This window comes from Numidum massiliense (assembly GCF_001375555.1).
Taxonomy (GTDB): domain Bacteria; phylum Bacillota; class Bacilli; order Thermoactinomycetales; family Novibacillaceae; genus Numidum; species Numidum massiliense.
Genome location: NZ_CTDZ01000009.1, coordinates 2816068 through 2832538, shown reverse-complemented (window position 1 = coordinate 2832538; position 16471 = coordinate 2816068). Strand labels below are relative to the sequence as shown.

The window sequence follows — 16471 nt, the reverse complement described above, 5'->3', positions numbered from 1 at the left end:
CTTTTTCATATGTTTTGCAGTGCTTCGAACAACACGTTTCCTTGTGTTAAAATAGACCTTAAACAGTACCGAATAAAAAAAGTGGTTGCGTCTCATGTAACCGGTTTCTATTACTTGTGGTATTGTTGTCGTATTGTTGTCGTACATAAACATAAAAGACATTAGGAGGAGGAACGATGGGGAAGATCGCGTACCGTACGTATACACCAGGGGATGAAGCTGCCATCGTCCAGTTGTGGAACGATTGTTTGCCGCGGGACCCGATCACGTCTAAGCGCTTTCGTCACCTCGTATTGCTCGATGCGAATTTTGATCCGAAGGGGATGCAGTTAGCGTTTGCCGGGAGTGAATTAGTGGGGTGTGCGTACGGTGTAAGGCGGCTAATGCCGATGCACGGCACGGACTTGGAGTCGGAGAACGGGTGGATGCCGTTTTTTTTCGTACACCCGGCGTACCGCCAGCAACGGATCGGGACGCAGTTGTTTGCGGAAGTGTGCCAGTTTTTGCAGGCTAACGGTCGCAAGCACGTGTTTTTTGCTTCGTATGCGCCGAACTACATTTTACCCGGTATCGATGAAAAGACATATCCTGAAGCGTATCAGTTTTTACTCGCGCAGCAGTTTGCGGTGCAGTATTCACCAGTAGCGATGGATCGCTCACTCGTCGGTTACGAGATTCCGCAGGACGTACAGGCGTTGAAAAAAGAGCGGGAAGCGGAAGGGTATACGTTCCGGCAAGCCGCGGATCGCGATTTGTATGAGGTGATTCAATTTGCGAAGGACGTGTTTAACCCTGATTGGGGACGCGCGATTCGCGAAGGGATCTTACAAGGGCTGCCGTTAGAACGCCTGTTAATCGCCCGCGAGGTACGGGAGTTAGTCGGTTTTTGCTTGTATGGGGGTTATGAAGGCTTTCCCGAACGATTCGGTCCGTTCGGTGTCGACCCGGGACAACAAGGGAAAGGGCTCGGCAAAATATTGCTCTACGAATGTTTACATCTTATGCGGGCGGAAAGCTTGCACGGGGCGTGGTTTTTGTGGACGGGCGAAAAGACGTCTGCCGGTCATTTGTATAAGCGAGCAGGATTTTCAGTAACCCGTCACTTTCACGTGATGAAGAAGTTATTATAATTTTAACGAGTGGAGGAATGAACGATAAACGTGTGGGAGGTCTAAAAAATGACTAACGAAAAAAAGTCACACATTCTGGCGATTGGCGGTCACGCGGGTGACCTGGACTTAACGGCAGGAGCCGTGATCGCCAAGTACACGCAAGCGGGGCATAAAGCGACGTTTTTACATTTAACCCCAGGGGAAAAAGGGCATCCGACGCTCTCTCCGGAAGACTATGCCAAACAGAAAATTGAAGAGGCACACCAGTTTGCGGAAATTGTCGGCGCCGATGTGCGCTTTTTAGACTACAAAGACGCGGAATTGCCGCTAAACGATACGGTGAAGTACGAAGTCGCCGACGTCATTCGCGAAGTGAAACCGGACATTATTTTGACTCATTGGAAAGGCAGTATCCATAAGGACCATACGAACACGCACCATATCGTGGAAGATGCCCGCTTTTATGCGGCGTTAAAGACGATTAATCGCGATTTGCCCGCCCATTTTGCGCCGCACTTATATTACGCGGACAACTGGGAAGACCCGCACGACTTTCACCCGGAGGTGTTTATCGACATCCCAGAGGAAGCGTATGATACGTGGGTGAAAGCGATGCACGTATATGCCTATGCGCGCGGAGAGACGTCGGGCTTCCCGTTTATCGAATACTATAAAGCGCTAACAATCGTACGTGGGGCGCCTGCTGGTTTCAAACGGGCACAGGCGTTTGCCGTACCGCGGGGGTCACTGACGAAGCGGTTGCAGTTTTTTTAAAGTTGCTCACCACCGTGCCTATGCGCGGGATTTGGTCGCAGTGAATCGGTCTGGTGGAAGACGGAACCGGACAAGCAGTGGGCAAGATGAGGCGGTAGCGTGCGATCTTGAGCAAAATGAGCACGAAGAGTGATAGTATGCCACTTTAAGGATATTAAGAGAGAAAAAGGTGCCGGACGGGGAGGAATTGGTAAGGTGAAAGTAGGTTTAGACGTATTTTTGGAACAGCGGGTAGAGCAGTTTAAAGGGAAACGGATCGGGCTCGTGACGAATATGACTGGGGTGAACAGTGCGCTCGTCCCGACGATCGATTTGTTGTACGCGCATCCCGACATACAGTTGACGGCGTTGTACGGGCCAGAGCACGGGATCCGCGGCGATGCGAAAGAAGGTGAAGAAGTCGCCTCGTCGACGGACCCGTACACCGGATTGCCCGTGTACAGTTTGTACGGCGCGACAAAAAAGCCGACACTGGAAATGTTGGATCCGGTCGACGTCGTCGTATTCGATTTACAAGACATTGGCGCGCGCTATTACACGTTCATTTATACGATGGCCCATGTCATGGAAGCGTGCGGCGAGCAGGGTAAGGCATTCGTCGTGTTAGACCGACCTAACCCGATTGGCGGCGTGCAAGTTGAGGGTAATTTACTTGGATCTGAATTTCAATCGTTTGTCGGCATGTTTCCGCTGCCGAATCGGCACGGGATGACGATTGGGGAGCTAGCGTTGTTGTTTAAGTACGCGTTCGGGATTGCGTGTGAGCTGACCGTTGTACCGCTGGAGGGATGGCGGCGCGACATGTACTATGACGAGACGGGCCTGTTTTGGGTACCGCCATCTCCGAATACGACCGGGATCGATATGAGTGTGTTGTATCCGGGTACTTGTCTTGTCGAAGGGACGAATTTGTCAGAAGGGCGGGGAACGACGCGGCCGTTCGAATATGTCGGGGCGCCGTACGTCGATGGCTATGAACTGGCGAAGCGGTTTAACGCGCGGGGTGTTCCCGGGGTGATCGCCCGTCCGATCTCCTTCGTGCCGACGTACCAAAAACATTGCGGCGTTCGCTGTGAAGGAGTCCAACTGCACGTCACCGAGCGGCGGACGGTTCAGGCGTTGCAAACGGGCTTGAAGCTATTAGAGACGGTGGCCGAACTGTATCCACAGGATTTCGCCTTCCAACCGCTCAGTGAGGACGGGCGCTACTTTTTTGATTTGCTCGCTGGGACGGACCGCCTCCGCGCGCACATTTTGGGCGGATCGACAGAAGTATTTTTGGAAAAATGTGCCGAGGAAGTGGCAGATTTTAAGGAATGTGCATTGCCGTACACGTTGTACCGCTAGGTGGTATGCAGTTAGGTGGTGTGCAGTTAGGTGGTATGCAGTTAGGTGGTATGCAGCGGGGAAATAGTAGCCTGGTGCTGAATAGCTAGATAAAAAACAGCCGTAGGGAGTAGTGGCAGAGGTCGAGTATGAAAGCCGGCGGGAACGTCTTTCACAAATAAAAGGTCTGTAGCGGTACAGACCTTTTATTTCGTGATCTTTCTCACCAAAAAAGAGCGAGAGCGGGTTACACAAAAAGCGGGGCGACGACATAAAAGGTGTCGTGCCATTACACGTTTTTTCGCTCATAAATGTGGAAGTAATACGTGTACGGATTTTTTTCATCGGTTATGCCTTGGGTGGCAGACACTTCTTTCCATTCGTCCGTATCTATCTCGGGGAAAAATGTATCCCCTGGGAAGGAGTGGTGGATCTTCGTTAGATACAGTTTGTTTGCCACAGGTAAAAATAGCTTGTATATTTGTTCGCCGCCGAAAATAAATATCTCAGCTTCACCTTTGCACATGCGGTAAACGTCGTCGACCGTGTAGGCAATCTCGCAACCTGGTGCGGTAAACGTGCGATTGCGCGTTAAGACGATATTACGCCGGCCGGGTAACGGGCGGCCGATCGATTCGTAGTTTTTGCGCCCCATGACGATCGGGTGTCCCATCGTCGTCTTCTTCACGTATTGCAATTCCCGCGGTAAGTGCCACGGCAAGCGGTTGTTGTACCCGATGACTCGGTTTTGATCCATGGCGACGATGAGCGATACGATCATTATAATCACAGCCTTTTTAGTAAAAATAATATCACAAACGCGGCACTTGGCACACTTGTACGTCTGGCCCTGCCCCAAGCATGGATGCTCGTACGGTGCGCACACCGCGTTTGTCGTGCGACGCATCCCGTACGCATTCTCCAAATGCTACAATCGTTCGGCGTTTCGCTAAGCTAATTGGCACTCGTCACCTCACACCGCAACGGGAGCCTTGATTGCCGGATGCGGCTCGTAGTTTTCCAAACGAATATCAGGCACATCGAAGGCGAACACTGACGGCACGTCCCCGTTTAACCACAATGTCGGGAGGGTTTTTGGCGTGCGGGACAGTTGCAATTTCACCTGTTCGACGTGGTTTAAGTAAATGTGTGCGTCGCCGAGGGTGTGGATGAAGTCGCCGACGGCCAAGCCGCACTCGTGCGCGATAAGGTGCGTTAATAACGCATAACTGGCGATATTAAACGGCACCCCTAAAAACACATCCCCACTTCGCTGGTACAGTTGGCACGATAATTTCCCTTCTGATACGTAAAATTGAAACAACGTATGGCAAGGTGGCAGCGCCATGCTCGGGATGTCTTCCGGATTCCATGCCGTGACGATGAGCCGCCGCGACGTCGGGTTGTGCTTAATCGCTTCGATAACGTCTTTTAATTGATCGATCGTCTCGCCGGCCGACGTTTTCCATGCGCGCCACTGTTGTCCGTAAACGTGACCTAAATCGCCGTACGTTTTTGCAAATGGCTCATCTTCGAGAATGCGCTTTTTGAAGGCCGCCATTTCTATTTCGTACTGCTGGCGAAACTGGTCATTCTGCTGGACGCGCAACCCGAAATTGCGCATGTCGGGACCGTTGTAGGCAGGGCTTTCTACCCATTTTTTAAATGCCCACTCGTTCCAAATGTTGTTGTTGTGACGCAGTAAGTAGGCGATGTTCGTGTCACCTTTAATAAACCAGAGCAGTTCGCTCACAATGAGCCGGAACGGGACTCGCTTCGTCGTCAGTAAGGGGAAGCCTTCGCTTAAATCAAACCGCATCTGGTGCCCGAAAATCGAAAGCGTCCCTGTCCCTGTGCGGTCTTCTTTTTTTATACCATTTTGTAAAATTTGCTCGCATAATTCCAAATACTCTTGTTCGCTTTTGCTCATCGTCGACTTTCACCTCTGCCGTTTTGTGTGTCTGCCTATGTGTGCTTCCGTTATTATACCAATGAATGGCTGCTCCAACTAGCTCCGAATGGCCGTTAGTATCATGGCAGAAATCGTCGCCAAGAACGGCCACACAGGAGGCCTTTACGCGGTCGCGACACGATTTACCGCCGGGTGACAGGCGCTAGTCGTGTGATGCACTAAGGCAAGCCACACAACATCCTCTCTCACAAGCACCTGTCAACCTACTAAACCTTTGCCGCAGAAGACTGTCCGCCGACAAGCGTCTCATGCCGTCGCTGGATGGCAAGTAACCGCCACAACAGTCCGACTGCCCCCGCGGCGAGTCCAGAAATTAAACCGATCCAGTAGCCGAAAGCGCCGAGGGACGTATAAGTGGCTAACACGTAGCCGAGCGGCAGCCCGACGCCCCAATAGGAAATGAGCGCCAAAGCAAAGGTCGCGTTGACGTCTTTGTAGCCACGCAGCGCCCCTTGGATTGGCGCAGCGATCGCATCCGATAGTTGGAAAAATATGGCGTACATAAGAAACTGTCGCGTCAGTTCCAGCACGGTCGGCTCATTCGTGTAAAGATAAGCCACTTGCTCATTAAAAATGAACAAAGCGAGCGCGCAACATATCGCCACGACTAACGAAATCGCGATGCCGATGTAACTGTACGTTTTGGCGTCGCGTGGCCGTTTGGCGCCGACCTCGAATCCGACGGCGATCGTCAACGCCATCGACACACTCATTGGCACCATGTACAAAAAGGAAGCAAAATTCAACGCCGACTGGTGCGCCGCGATGGTGATCGTTCTGAACCGACTCATTAATAACGTCACCGCGGAAAAAATACTCGTCTCAAAAAAAATGGCCAACCCGATCGGGACGCCGAGTTTTAACTGCTCTTTCCACGCGGCGAGCGAGATGTTGTGCCACTTACTAAATAGACGGTAAGTGGCAAACGGCTGCCGGCGCCGCAGGACATACCAAGCAAAACTGGCGATACACCAGTAAGTAACAGCCGAAGCGTACCCTGCCCCGATGCCGCCGAGACGCGGAAAACCGAGCTTACCGAAAATGAGGACATAGTTGAGGCCGATGTTAATCGGCAAAGTGAGCAACGTTAACACCATCGTCACCCGCGTCTCGCCGAGCGCGTCAATGAAACAGCGAAACACAGTGTACACAAACAACGGGACGATACCGCAAGCGAGCGCGATCAGATAGTGCAAAGCGACATAGCGTACGCCGTCTTCCAAATCCATTCCGTTCAAAATCGGTTGCAGTACTAACGCCCCACAGGCGATAACGAGGACGGAAATCGCGAGGGCGAGGTAAACTCCTTGCTGTACGGTGAAAGGGACGCGTTCTGTACGTGCCGCGCCGACAAATTGCGCGACGATCGGCGTCAACGCGAGCAAAATACCGTTCAGCCCAGTAAAGACAGGTACCCAAAGACTCGAGCCGATCGCCACCCCAGCTAAATCAGCGGCACTCGCGTGTCCAGACATGACCGTGTCAAAAAAGTTCATCGCATACAACGTAAGTTGCGTCACTAAGATTGGCAATAAGATAATAAAGAGCTGGCGCGCCTTTTGGCGCAACGAAAAGGTTTGTTCCATTGTCGATCCCTCTAGTAAGTAGTGACAAGCCTATTTTAAAATCGCGTTCCGCGCGGAAGGTTAGTCGTCCGATTTAGTTTACCATACTCCCCGCCGTTTCTACATGATTTTGAACTCTTCCTTTGCTAGATAATGAGTAGCGGTATGGCGCAAGTCGCGATCGGTATCCTGGATCATTAAGGATTACGCTTCCTTGAATAACTCCCTTGTCCGGATCATCTCCCCGGGCTTTTTTTGTTCGAACTGTCGTTCGCTGACAAGAGCCGACAGTTCTGGTCGGTACAATGGGATGCATAACGACAAAATTTCTTTTATTGACACCACATGACAAGGGAGGCATCGAAAGTGGAAGAGAAGAAGATTTACGAACAAGTATGGTTTGCGTGGGTGGTACTTATTTTGTTTGCGCCTGTTGGTATTGTGTTGATGTGGAAGTATAAGCACCATGGCGTCATCGGTCGAACACTTGCTTCAGTTGTTTTTGGATGTCTATTTATTGTGGTCGTTGCTGAGCAGGTCGGCATCAAGGACAAAGCGAGTGGTGCAGAAGCGGCAGGTGAGGGAGCTACGGAAACAGTTGAAGACGGAAAGAATGAAGACGATGAAGGAAGCTTGGATGAATCCTCTGGTGCAACAAATGACGAGCAAACAGGCGACAATCAATCGGACGATCAAACTGAAAGTGGCACAGACGGTGAAGACGAGGAGGACGGTAAGGACTTAGTCGAGGTAGTCTTGGACGAAAAAATTTCCATTACGGACGATCAAGTGACGATTAAAGGGAAGACAAACCTCGAAGACGGGGCGATCCTCAGCTATATTGTCACCCATTTAGAAAATGAAGATGAATTGGTCCGGGGAGAACTGACCGTTAAAGATGGAAAATTTAAGGTCAAAAAGGATATTAGTCACTTTGCTAACGGGGAAATATACGCCTATCTCGTCTTTCGACCGGAAAAACAAGACGAGACAATCCAAGAGACGTACGGAGAACAAGGTCAATATATGATCGGCGACAAAGTGACCGCTGACAATGATGACGAAGACGTTAACATTGTCGCGGCGGAGAGCCTTTATGAGAAAGTAAAACCGATTGTCCGCGAAGGCACAGGCGATCAAGCGACGAAACCCTTTGAGTTGTCATCCGGATTTGCCGTCTTCGAGGCGGACCATCAAGGTGGTTCCAACTTTATTGTACATTTGCTGGACGAAAACGGCGACAAAAAAGACTTTCTCATCAATGAAATCGGGACGTATAAGGGAAAAACGTTAGCATTGATCCCTGCTGACGGTAAGTACTTACTTAAACGTTAATGCGGACGGTCCTTGGCATATAAACGTGACGCAAAACGTTCCCGCAGAGTATCCCGTCGCGCCGACTAAAATAGAAGGTGTAGGAGATAGCGTCGTTTTTGTGGAACTGGAAGACAAGCTGACTACTTTTACATCGAAACATTCGGGTGAAAGCAATTTTATCGTAAAAGTAGACGGAGACAACCTACTCGTGAACGAGATTGGTCACTATGAAGGATCGGTTGCCAAAAAAGTCGACGATCGAGCAGTGTATGTGATTAGTGTCCACGCCGACGGAAAATGGGAAATTGCTATCGATTAAGACCGAGGGAGCCATTGGGGGCTGTCTTGAAGGGGAAAAAAACCTTTCGAGACAGTTTTTTTGTATTGTAAAAGTGTGATGTTACGTGTGGGGATATTTACTAAGAAGACAGACAACTAGCGACGATTGAAGGAGTGAAAATTGTAAGGTTGACATTACCTTCGGACCGCATTATGATAGGAAATGTAATGTATACATTACATAATAAGGCATGCAGAAAGGCAATGTAAATGACGGTAAAAAACTGTGTAAAGGAGTTCCGCAAACAGAAGGGAATGACGCAAGAGCAACTGGCCGAAGTCGTTCAAGTCACGCGGCAAACGGTAATCGCCATTGAAAAACAACGCTACGAACCTTACGTCGGAACGGCACTAAAGTTAGCTAAAGCGTTAGATTGCCCAGTAGAAAAGTTATTCTGGATCGAAGGGGAAATGTCCAATGGTAAACGTTAAGTACAAGACTTACTTTTTGTTTCAATGTTTAACGCTTGTAGCTTTACTTTTATTCGCTTTTTTTCTCGCGGCTAATCCAAAGGTAATGCTCGCGCTAATCGGGCTAAAGGCGATCCAAGTCACACGTACGGCTATCATTACACATAAACAAAAACAGTGGAACGAGGTTTACGTTAAACACGATCAACGTACGCGGGCCAATGCACATTTTGCAGGGTATGTGGCGATGTGGTTTATCGTTGTGACTTTAGTGATCGGTGCGGTTGTCGTGAAACAGTCGCTTTTGCCGTTAGACAGTTTTAGCCTTATCGGTTTTTCTGTTTTCGGGGGGCTTATGGTCATGTGGATTTTACGCGACTACTTAAACGAAGCCGTTTGAGGAGTTACATCCATCGATAAAAGATCTGTGGGCAGGGATTTGTGATCCTACATCATTTATTGAATACCCGGAAGGGGAGTTTTCGCATGGAACAGACGTGGTTTACTCGCACAGAAGAAGAACGCGCCAGACTTAGCCTCGTACGTGACTTATCGCGCCAGTTTGCGCAAACAGCGGCTAAACACGACCGGGAACGCAGTTTTCCGCACGAACACATCACTGCCTTGCGGCGCGCAGGCTACGTGGCTTGGACGACGCCTAAAGCATACGGAGGAAAAGAAATTTCTTTGTACGAGATGTTGCTTCACCAGGAGCAGCTCGCCCGCGGCGACGGGTCGACGGGGCTGGCGATTGGCTGGCATGTGGGCATTATGCTTAACTTGCGTGAGAGCGGGTTTTTCCCGCAGGACATTTTTGCCGAAGTGTGTCGCTCAGTCGTAGCTGAGGGAGCTTTAATAAACAGTTGTGCATCGGAACCGGCGACAGGCAGCCCGAGTCGCGGTGGGAAGCCGCAGACGACGGCGACGCGCGTCGCTGGCGGGTACCGTATCAGTGGGCGCAAAACGTTCAGTACGCTTAGCCCTGAACTTTCGTGGATTTTGGTGCCGGCAACCATTGAGAGCGATGTGCTTGGCGACCCGCAGAACGGGAAGGTGGGGGACTTTTTGCTGCGTGGGGACGATATTGAAGTCGTGGAGACGTGGCGTGCCCTCGGTATGCGGGCGACGGGTAGTCACGACATCGTCATGAACGACGTGTTTGTCCCGGAAAAATATTTAATTGATACGCGCGCTGCCAGCGAGCGGTCCCGCCGCAACGCGGACGGTGGAGGATGGATGCTGCATATTCCCGCCTGTTATCTAGGCGTTGCACTGAACGCACGCGACATTGCCGTCGATTATGCCGCGCACTACCAGCCGAACAGCTTGACCCATCCGATCGCCGAAGTGCCGCACGTTGAAGCAAAAATCGGCGAGATGGAATTGCAACTGCTCACTGCGCGTACGTTTATGTACGACGTGGCGCGCCGTTGGGACGAAGCGTCGCCACAGGAGAGGCTCTCTTTACAGCCCCAATTAGCGGCCGTAAAAACGCACGCCACGAATGTCGCCCTAGAAGTTGTCGATTTGGCGATGCGCATCGTCGGGGCGCGCAGTTTGTCGGATGATTTTGGGATGGAACGGCTGTATCGCGACGTGCGTGCAGGACTGCACAACCCGCCGATGGACGATGTGACGTATAAACTGCTGGCGAAGGCCGCAGTTGTCGGAGTGAAAGCAGAAGGTAATGTCAAAGGGAATGCCAAAGCGAACGCTGCCCCCGACAGTGACGAATAAACTGGCGAACAATGAATACCGTCAATGAATACCGGTCATTGGAATATCCGGCCTTCGAAGACATGGTACACGATTTAATATGGGCGTAATTGAAACTCACATTTAAAACGACATTGAACCGACATAGAACCCAAATTGAAACGACATTGGAACGACATTGGAACCGATGCTGGTTAGGTCTCTTGGCCTTCAGTGGTCGGTTTTTTTGTGGGGCAACGCATGAGGTAGCGGGCAGGCACACACACTATAGGGAGGCAAAGAAGGAGGGTGGAACGAGGTGCAGATGATTGTCGACTGGCTCGCGCAACTCGGAGTCGTAGGGTTGCTCTTGGCGATGGCTGCCGAAGGGTCTTCCCTTCCGTTTCCCGGCTTTATTGTCGTAGTTACGTACGGTTTTTTGCTCTATCCGTCGCTAGCGGAGTTGGTCGGCTACGCGTTAGCGATGAGTATCGTCTACTGTGCGGCGAGTTATGTGCCGTACTTCGTCGGTTACCGCCTAGAGACGGCGGTGCCGAAACGGTTTCGTTCTAAGTTACATGCGGCGAAAAATGTATTTCACCGTTACGGCTTGTGGAGCATTGCGCTCACACGCCCTTTTGGTATTGGTAACTATATTTCTTACGTCGCGGGGATGTGCCGCGTCCGCGCCATTCCGTATGCGTTGTACACGTTAATCGGCGTGTTCCCGTGGGCGTTTACGATGTTGCTGCTCGGGCGCACCTTCCAAGGAAACGTCCAGGCGGTCGGACAGTTTTTTAACGATTACCAGGGCTACTTGTTCGCTGCGCTGGCCGTCGCCATTTGTTTATACGTGCTGTATGTCGTCTGTCGGCGAGGTAAAATAAAGGTGACTGATCGAGAATAGCCGGGAACGAAACGTTTTTTGCAACGTATACACGTATATACGGTCATTGGGAGGGGCCGTAGCTCGATTGAACATGGGTGTTTAGCGTGAACGGGTTCAACTACACTGTGGGCGAGGTGTCGAAGAAGCATCTTTAGGTGCCTATGGGAAAGGAACTTAAATTTATTGTTATAGTGGGGGGCGTTAACGTGGCAAGCAAAAGTCATCATGAACAGTTTGCACAAATCATCGAGCGATTTTCCGCGTGGGCAGATGAGCGAGTAATCGCCTCCTTGCGCCATTGTTTTGCCCATTACGAGGCAAAAGATGTACGTCGTGCACTGCTAAAAACGATGGATTTGTTTCGGTTGGTCGCGACGGAGACGGCAGAGCAGCTGACATATGCTTACCCGCAAACAGCCGATGAACAGGCGACACGGTGGGTGACAACGAAGTTATCACAAAATAACCAAACGTAACTACATGTCTTATTTCTTATAGTAACCGTGCCGCTTTAGTAGGTCTTCCGTTTGCCGTGCAGCTTTTTCTAACGCTTCTTCGGCAGTCAATTGATCGTTTAAATATTCCGCTACTGCATTCGGGACAATCTCCGTCGCAATCGTATCGCCTTCCGCAATGTGCGGTAGTGGTCGCCACTTCACATTTTTTAGCGCAGCGGCGTGCTGGCGATAAAAAGGGTACTTGTCGTTCAGCTTTTTACTTACTAACACTGAGTAACGGGAAGGAATGTTGCCCTGCGGTGCTGCTTTTTCCATCGCGGCTTTTCGAGTCGCAAATTCAATCCATTGTGCCGCTTCTTTTTTAAGAGTCGACTTTTGCACCCGGACAAAGCCGTACGGGACGTACAGCCGGGGCACTGTTGCCGGCGACGCTTTCGACCGCGCGGTTGCGTCTGCACCCGGGAACGGTGTAAATCCGACCTTCCCGACGACTTTCGAGCGCTGCGGGTTTTGCGCCGCGAGGGCGAGCGACGTCGTCATTTCGGCCATCGCACTGCGACCTTGCAAAAACTCGTTAGCGGCGTCTGTCCAGCTGAACCGTTTAGCGTCCGGCGACGCATAGCGCATCAGTTGCTTAAGGTCTTTTAATGCTTTGACGCCCGCTTCGTTATTAAACGCGGCATGGAAGTTACTGTCGTACAAGTTGCCGCCGTAGTTGAACAACCGATCATAAAATTGGAAACCTGTCAGCATATTCCCCTTCCCCGCTAAAGTGACACCGTTTATGTTTTTGTAGGGACGGTGGAAAAACTCGGCGAGTTGGCGATACTGCTGTAACGTTTTGGGCGGTTCGAGTTTGCTGCCGTGCTTTTTTTGGAAATTGGCCCGTTCGGTCGGGTCGTTAAACAAGTCGGTCCGATAGACGATGCCGTGTGTTTCCTGCATATACGGAATAAAGTAGAGCTTGTTTTTCTTGCCAAAAAAAGCGTTGTCGATCCCGCTAAAATCTTTCAGTGGCCACTCTTTAATTTTTTCCCCTTCTGCGATCGCACCGATGTCGCCAGGCTGATACAGGTCAGACACCCAATTCAGTGGGACATAGGCGACATCGAAGTCAGCGTTTGCCTCCGAAAACTTTTGCCGCAACGTTTTATGGAATTTCTCTGGGGCAACTTCGAGTACCTTCACTTTAATGCTCGTCTCTTTTTCAAAGTCGGGAATGACCGACTGCCAAGCGGTGGCATGCGCGCTTTTTGCCGTTAGAATGGTCAGCGTTTTGTTACTCGGGGTGGCAGTACCGCCTTTTTTATAAAAGTTGGAGCAGCCCGCGAGCAGTGCTAAAGTGAGCAAAATGGTTAGCGAACGCTGTTTAATCGTCATCGGAATCATCTCCTAACATTCACGCGTGTCCATAAGGAATAATAAAGGTGTGGCCGACCGATAGGTTAACATGTAGCATGCCCTACTCATGTCATTATTATCAGATTTCGAGGAAACAATCATCATGTGGCGGTACGGTTCATACGCTTAAGTTAAGCATCCCCTCATTTTAAAATATTAATGGAAACCGCCAACTAGTAGGCGGTTTTTTGCTGCGACTGAAACGGAAACACATTGACAGAGATTATGACGAAATGTTACCATGTCGGTAAATAAACATCATATAGGGCATGTTTACAAAAATCGTTGAACGCGGTGCGGGAGCGCACGCATTTTTTATCTAAATAATGAAAGCGCTTACGCTCGCTTTAAAGCGTTGCAGTACGTATGCATAACGAGGCGGCGGTGTGGAGTATATCTGTTTATGGGGGAGAGAGAAAAGTGTTTGACAAAATGCGAGAACACGAGCAAGTCGTGTTTTGCAACGATCCGCTAACGGGTTTGCAGGGGATCATTGCGATTCACAATACGACTTTTGGACCGGCGATGGGAGGGTGCCGCATGCGGCCGTACGCTTCGGTCGACGAGGCGCTCGAAGATGTGCTTAGGCTTTCCAAAGGAATGACTTACAAATGCGCAGCCGCTGATGTCTCTTTCGGCGGAGGAAAGGCGGTACTGATCGGCGACCCACACAAAGACAGATCGCCCGATGTATTTCGCGCGTTCGGTCAGTTTGTAGAGTCGTTAGGCGGGCGGTTTTATACGGGGACAGACATGGGGACGACGCCGGAAGACTTTGTGCACGCGAGTAAAGAAACATCTTTTATTGTCGGTTTGCCGGAAGTGTACGGTGGCAGTGGCGATTCGTCTATTCCGACGGCACGAGGCGTCCTTTACGGCATTCAAGCGACGAACGCCGTCGTTTGGGGCGATGAGCAACTGGCGGGGCGCACGTATGCGGTGCAAGGGTTAGGGAAGGTCGGCTGGAAAGTAGCGGAACAGTTGTTGGCCGAAGGTGCCGACGTGTACGTGACGGACGTCGACGAAACGAAAATGGCGCAGATGGCGGCGCACAGTGAAACGCTTCCTGGCACGCTGCGAACCGTCCCCGAACGCGACATATACGGAGCACGTGCAGACGTGTTTGTCCCTTGTGCTATCGGTGGAGTCATTAACGACGACACGCTTGACGCGTTAAAAGTAAAAGCTATCGTCGGCTCCGCGAACAACCAACTACTGTCGCGAGCGCACGGGGTAAGGTTACAGCAAAAAGGGATTACTTACGCGCCCGACTACATCGTGAACAGTGGCGGTTTAATTCAAGTGGCCGACGAACTGTACGGCGCGAACAAAGAGCGAGTGTTGCAAAAGACGAAAACGATTTACGATACGTTGCGACAAGTTTATGCCATGGCCGAGGGGGAAGGCATATGCACGGCAGCAGCGGCCGATCGCGTCGTCGAACAGCGCCTCGCCATGCAACGCGCGCGCAACAATTTTTTTACAAGGGACACATACCGGTTAACGGACGTACCACCCAGCGGTAGTAAGTGACATTTGGGTTTTTAGGCATTTTGGGGTCGGTAAGAGTCGTCCTTATTGTGTCGCATTGTGCATATTCGTAAAAAAAAGAGGGAGACAAACTTGAGGTGAGGGAGGAGAGCGTGTGATTTTGCATCGCGGAGTAGAGACAATGCCGCGGGAGCTGCTTGCGGCTTTACAGTTGGGGCGGTTAAAACAAACCGTCGCGCGCGTCAGCGAGAAGGTACCTTTTTACCGGGAACGCTTAGCTGCGGCGAGAATTTCCGCAGATGACATCGAGACGTTGCCGCATGTCGCCAAGTTGCCGTTTACGACAAAGAGTGACTTGCGCGAGCATTACCCGTTCGGTATGTTAGCTGTTGAACGGACGCATTTGGCGCGCGTACACGCGTCGTCTGGAACGAAAGGGAAACCGACGATCGTCGGATACACGAGCAATGACATTCGCATCTGGCAAGAGTTGTGCGCGCGGGCGATTATGTGTGCCGGGGGGAAACCGGGCGATCTGTTGCATAACGCCTACGGTTACGGCCTATTCACTGGCGGTCTCGGGTTACACTACGGCGGAGAAGGGCTCGGGGTGACGGTCGTCCCAGTGTCCGGAGGGTTTACCGAGCGGCAGGTGACACTCATACGCGATTTACAACCGGACGGCATTTCTGCGACGCCGTCGTACATGCTGGCGATTGCGGAAAAAATGGAACAGCTCGGTTTAGACCCGCGCGAGACGTCTCTCAGCTACGGCATTTTTGGCGCGGAACCTTGGTCAGACGCGATGCGTCGCACGATCGAGCAGAAATTGGCGCTCAAGGCGGTCGATATTTACGGTCTTAGCGAAGTGGTCGGACCCGGCGTCGCCATCGAGTGCTACGAGGCGCAAGACGGGTTGCACATCGGCGCCGACCACTTTTATGCGGAAGTTGTCGATCCCGAGACTGGGGAAGTGCTTCCCGAAGGGGCGACGGGGGAACTCGTCTTTACGTCGCTGACGAAAGAGGCGTTTCCTGTTATTCGGTACCGCACGGGCGATATCGCTTCGTTGACGTATACACCGTGCGAGTGCGGTCGTACAACACCGCGCATGTCTCGCGTAAAGGGGCGTGTCGACGACATGCTCATTATTCGCGGCGTGAACGTGTTTCCGGCTGAAATCGAACCCGTGCTGTTGGAACACGTGGAACTGGCGCCGCACTATCAGTTGCATTTAAGTAAGCGGGGCGCGCTCGATTATTGTGAACTGCACGTCGAGCTGACGGCACATTATTATGCGGCACACATTGCCGGACGCGCAAAGGAGCAGGGTGCGGATCTCAGGGGTGCTTCAGAACCACCTTATGGATTGCGGTACGAATATTCGAATAGCGAGGAGATTGAGAGGTGTGATGCTGTACACGACCTGCGGTTGCGGCTCGAAAGTAAGTTACGAGAACGGCTCAATGTGGCGGCTATAATTAAGTTCATCCGTCCAGGCGGCATTGCGCGCAGTGAAGGGAAAGCGGTGCGCATCGTCGACCGACGAACGGAGAACGTCTTCGAAACAGTTCAACGTGACAAATAAACATAACGAATCGTCACCTACCGACACAGCAAATCAACGGAGCATATCGCCAATTGTCTGCGATCGTAAAGAAACTGCCAGATTAGCCGGCAACGTTACCGAAGGCGGCAGACAATCGCTGACGGCTTCTGGG

General features: G+C 51.3%; 16 protein-coding genes. 12 read left to right on the top strand and 4 right to left on the bottom strand.

The window, feature by feature from the left end; genetic code table 11:
- Nucleotides 1–176 precede the first annotated feature (176 nt).
- The 3 genes from BN1247_RS13215 (at nucleotide 177) to BN1247_RS13205 (ending at nucleotide 3233) form a co-directional block, all read left to right on the top strand.
- On the top strand, nucleotides 177–1130 hold the full coding sequence (locus BN1247_RS13215) for a GNAT family N-acetyltransferase (RefSeq protein WP_054950813.1): 954 nt from the start codon (nucleotides 177–179) through the stop codon (nucleotides 1128–1130).
- Nucleotides 1131–1178: 48 nt separating this feature from the next.
- Nucleotides 1179–1886 carry a PIG-L deacetylase family protein gene (locus BN1247_RS13210; RefSeq protein WP_054950812.1) on the top strand — a complete coding sequence of 236 codons (708 nt, stop codon included), beginning with the start codon at nucleotides 1179–1181 and terminating at the stop codon, nucleotides 1884–1886.
- Between the two features lie 195 nt (nucleotides 1887–2081).
- The gene (locus BN1247_RS13205) at nucleotides 2082–3233 is read left to right on the top strand and encodes an exo-beta-N-acetylmuramidase NamZ family protein (RefSeq protein ID WP_054950811.1); all 1152 of its coding nucleotides are present in this window, start codon (nucleotides 2082–2084) and stop codon (nucleotides 3231–3233) included.
- Between the two features lie 268 nt (nucleotides 3234–3501).
- Here BN1247_RS13205 and BN1247_RS13200 read toward each other — a convergent pair whose 3' ends face one another.
- From BN1247_RS13200 to BN1247_RS13190, 3 genes are all read right to left on the bottom strand, one after another.
- The gene (locus BN1247_RS13200) at nucleotides 3502–3993 is read right to left on the bottom strand and encodes a dihydrofolate reductase (protein ID WP_054951650.1); all 492 of its coding nucleotides are present in this window, start codon (nucleotides 3991–3993) and stop codon (nucleotides 3502–3504) included.
- A 192-nt stretch (nucleotides 3994–4185) separates the two neighbouring features.
- Entirely contained in the window at nucleotides 4186–5142 is a 957-nt protein-coding gene (locus BN1247_RS13195) for a thymidylate synthase (RefSeq protein WP_054950810.1), read from the bottom strand.
- 248 nt (nucleotides 5143–5390) lie between these two features.
- Nucleotides 5391–6770, bottom strand: a complete 1380-nt coding sequence (locus tag BN1247_RS13190; protein WP_054950809.1) for an MATE family efflux transporter — start codon at nucleotides 6768–6770, stop codon at nucleotides 5391–5393.
- A gap of 345 nt (nucleotides 6771–7115) precedes the next feature.
- Here BN1247_RS13190 and BN1247_RS13185 point away from each other — a divergent pair, with 345 nt between their 5' ends.
- The 7 genes from BN1247_RS13185 to BN1247_RS13155 all read left to right on the top strand — a co-directional run bounded on the left by BN1247_RS13185 (nucleotide 7116) and on the right by BN1247_RS13155 (nucleotide 11876).
- Nucleotides 7116–8084 (top strand): hypothetical protein, encoded by a 969-nt coding sequence (locus BN1247_RS13185; RefSeq protein ID WP_054950808.1) that lies wholly within the window; start codon nucleotides 7116–7118, stop codon nucleotides 8082–8084.
- 25 nt (nucleotides 8085–8109) lie between these two features.
- Nucleotides 8110–8385 (top strand): hypothetical protein, encoded by a 276-nt coding sequence (locus BN1247_RS13180; RefSeq protein WP_187119792.1) that lies wholly within the window; start codon nucleotides 8110–8112, stop codon nucleotides 8383–8385.
- 230 nt (nucleotides 8386–8615) lie between these two features.
- On the top strand, nucleotides 8616–8837 hold the full coding sequence (locus BN1247_RS13175; RefSeq protein WP_054950806.1) for a helix-turn-helix transcriptional regulator: 222 nt from the start codon (nucleotides 8616–8618) through the stop codon (nucleotides 8835–8837).
- Nucleotides 8824–9216 carry a hypothetical protein gene (locus BN1247_RS13170; protein WP_054950805.1) on the top strand — a complete coding sequence of 131 codons (393 nt, stop codon included), beginning with the start codon at nucleotides 8824–8826 and terminating at the stop codon, nucleotides 9214–9216. The genes BN1247_RS13175 and BN1247_RS13170 overlap by 14 nt, the downstream gene beginning before the upstream one ends.
- 86 nt (nucleotides 9217–9302) lie before the next feature.
- Nucleotides 9303–10553: an acyl-CoA dehydrogenase family protein gene (locus BN1247_RS13165; RefSeq protein ID WP_054950804.1), complete on the top strand. Its 1251-nt coding sequence runs from the start codon at nucleotides 9303–9305 to the stop codon at nucleotides 10551–10553.
- 283 nt (nucleotides 10554–10836) lie between these two features.
- Nucleotides 10837–11418 (top strand): DedA family protein, encoded by a 582-nt coding sequence (locus tag BN1247_RS13160; protein ID WP_074011336.1) that lies wholly within the window; start codon nucleotides 10837–10839, stop codon nucleotides 11416–11418.
- 188 nt (nucleotides 11419–11606) lie between these two features.
- Entirely contained in the window at nucleotides 11607–11876 is a 270-nt protein-coding gene (locus tag BN1247_RS13155) for an aminoglycoside 6-adenylyltransferase (protein WP_054950802.1), read from the top strand.
- A gap of 9 nt (nucleotides 11877–11885) precedes the next feature.
- Here the strand turns inward: BN1247_RS13155 and BN1247_RS13150 are convergent, their stop codons facing one another.
- Nucleotides 11886–13238 (bottom strand): ABC transporter substrate-binding protein, encoded by a 1353-nt coding sequence (locus BN1247_RS13150; protein WP_054950801.1) that lies wholly within the window; start codon nucleotides 13236–13238, stop codon nucleotides 11886–11888.
- A gap of 387 nt (nucleotides 13239–13625) precedes the next feature.
- Here BN1247_RS13150 and BN1247_RS13145 point away from each other — a divergent pair, with 387 nt between their 5' ends.
- On the top strand, nucleotides 13626–14792 hold the full coding sequence (locus BN1247_RS13145; protein ID WP_054950800.1) for a Leu/Phe/Val dehydrogenase: 1167 nt from the start codon (nucleotides 13626–13628) through the stop codon (nucleotides 14790–14792).
- A 112-nt stretch (nucleotides 14793–14904) separates the two neighbouring features.
- Entirely contained in the window at nucleotides 14905–16338 is a 1434-nt protein-coding gene (locus BN1247_RS13140) for a phenylacetate--CoA ligase family protein (protein WP_054950799.1), read from the top strand.
- The last annotated feature ends 133 nt before the right edge of the window (nucleotides 16339–16471 follow it).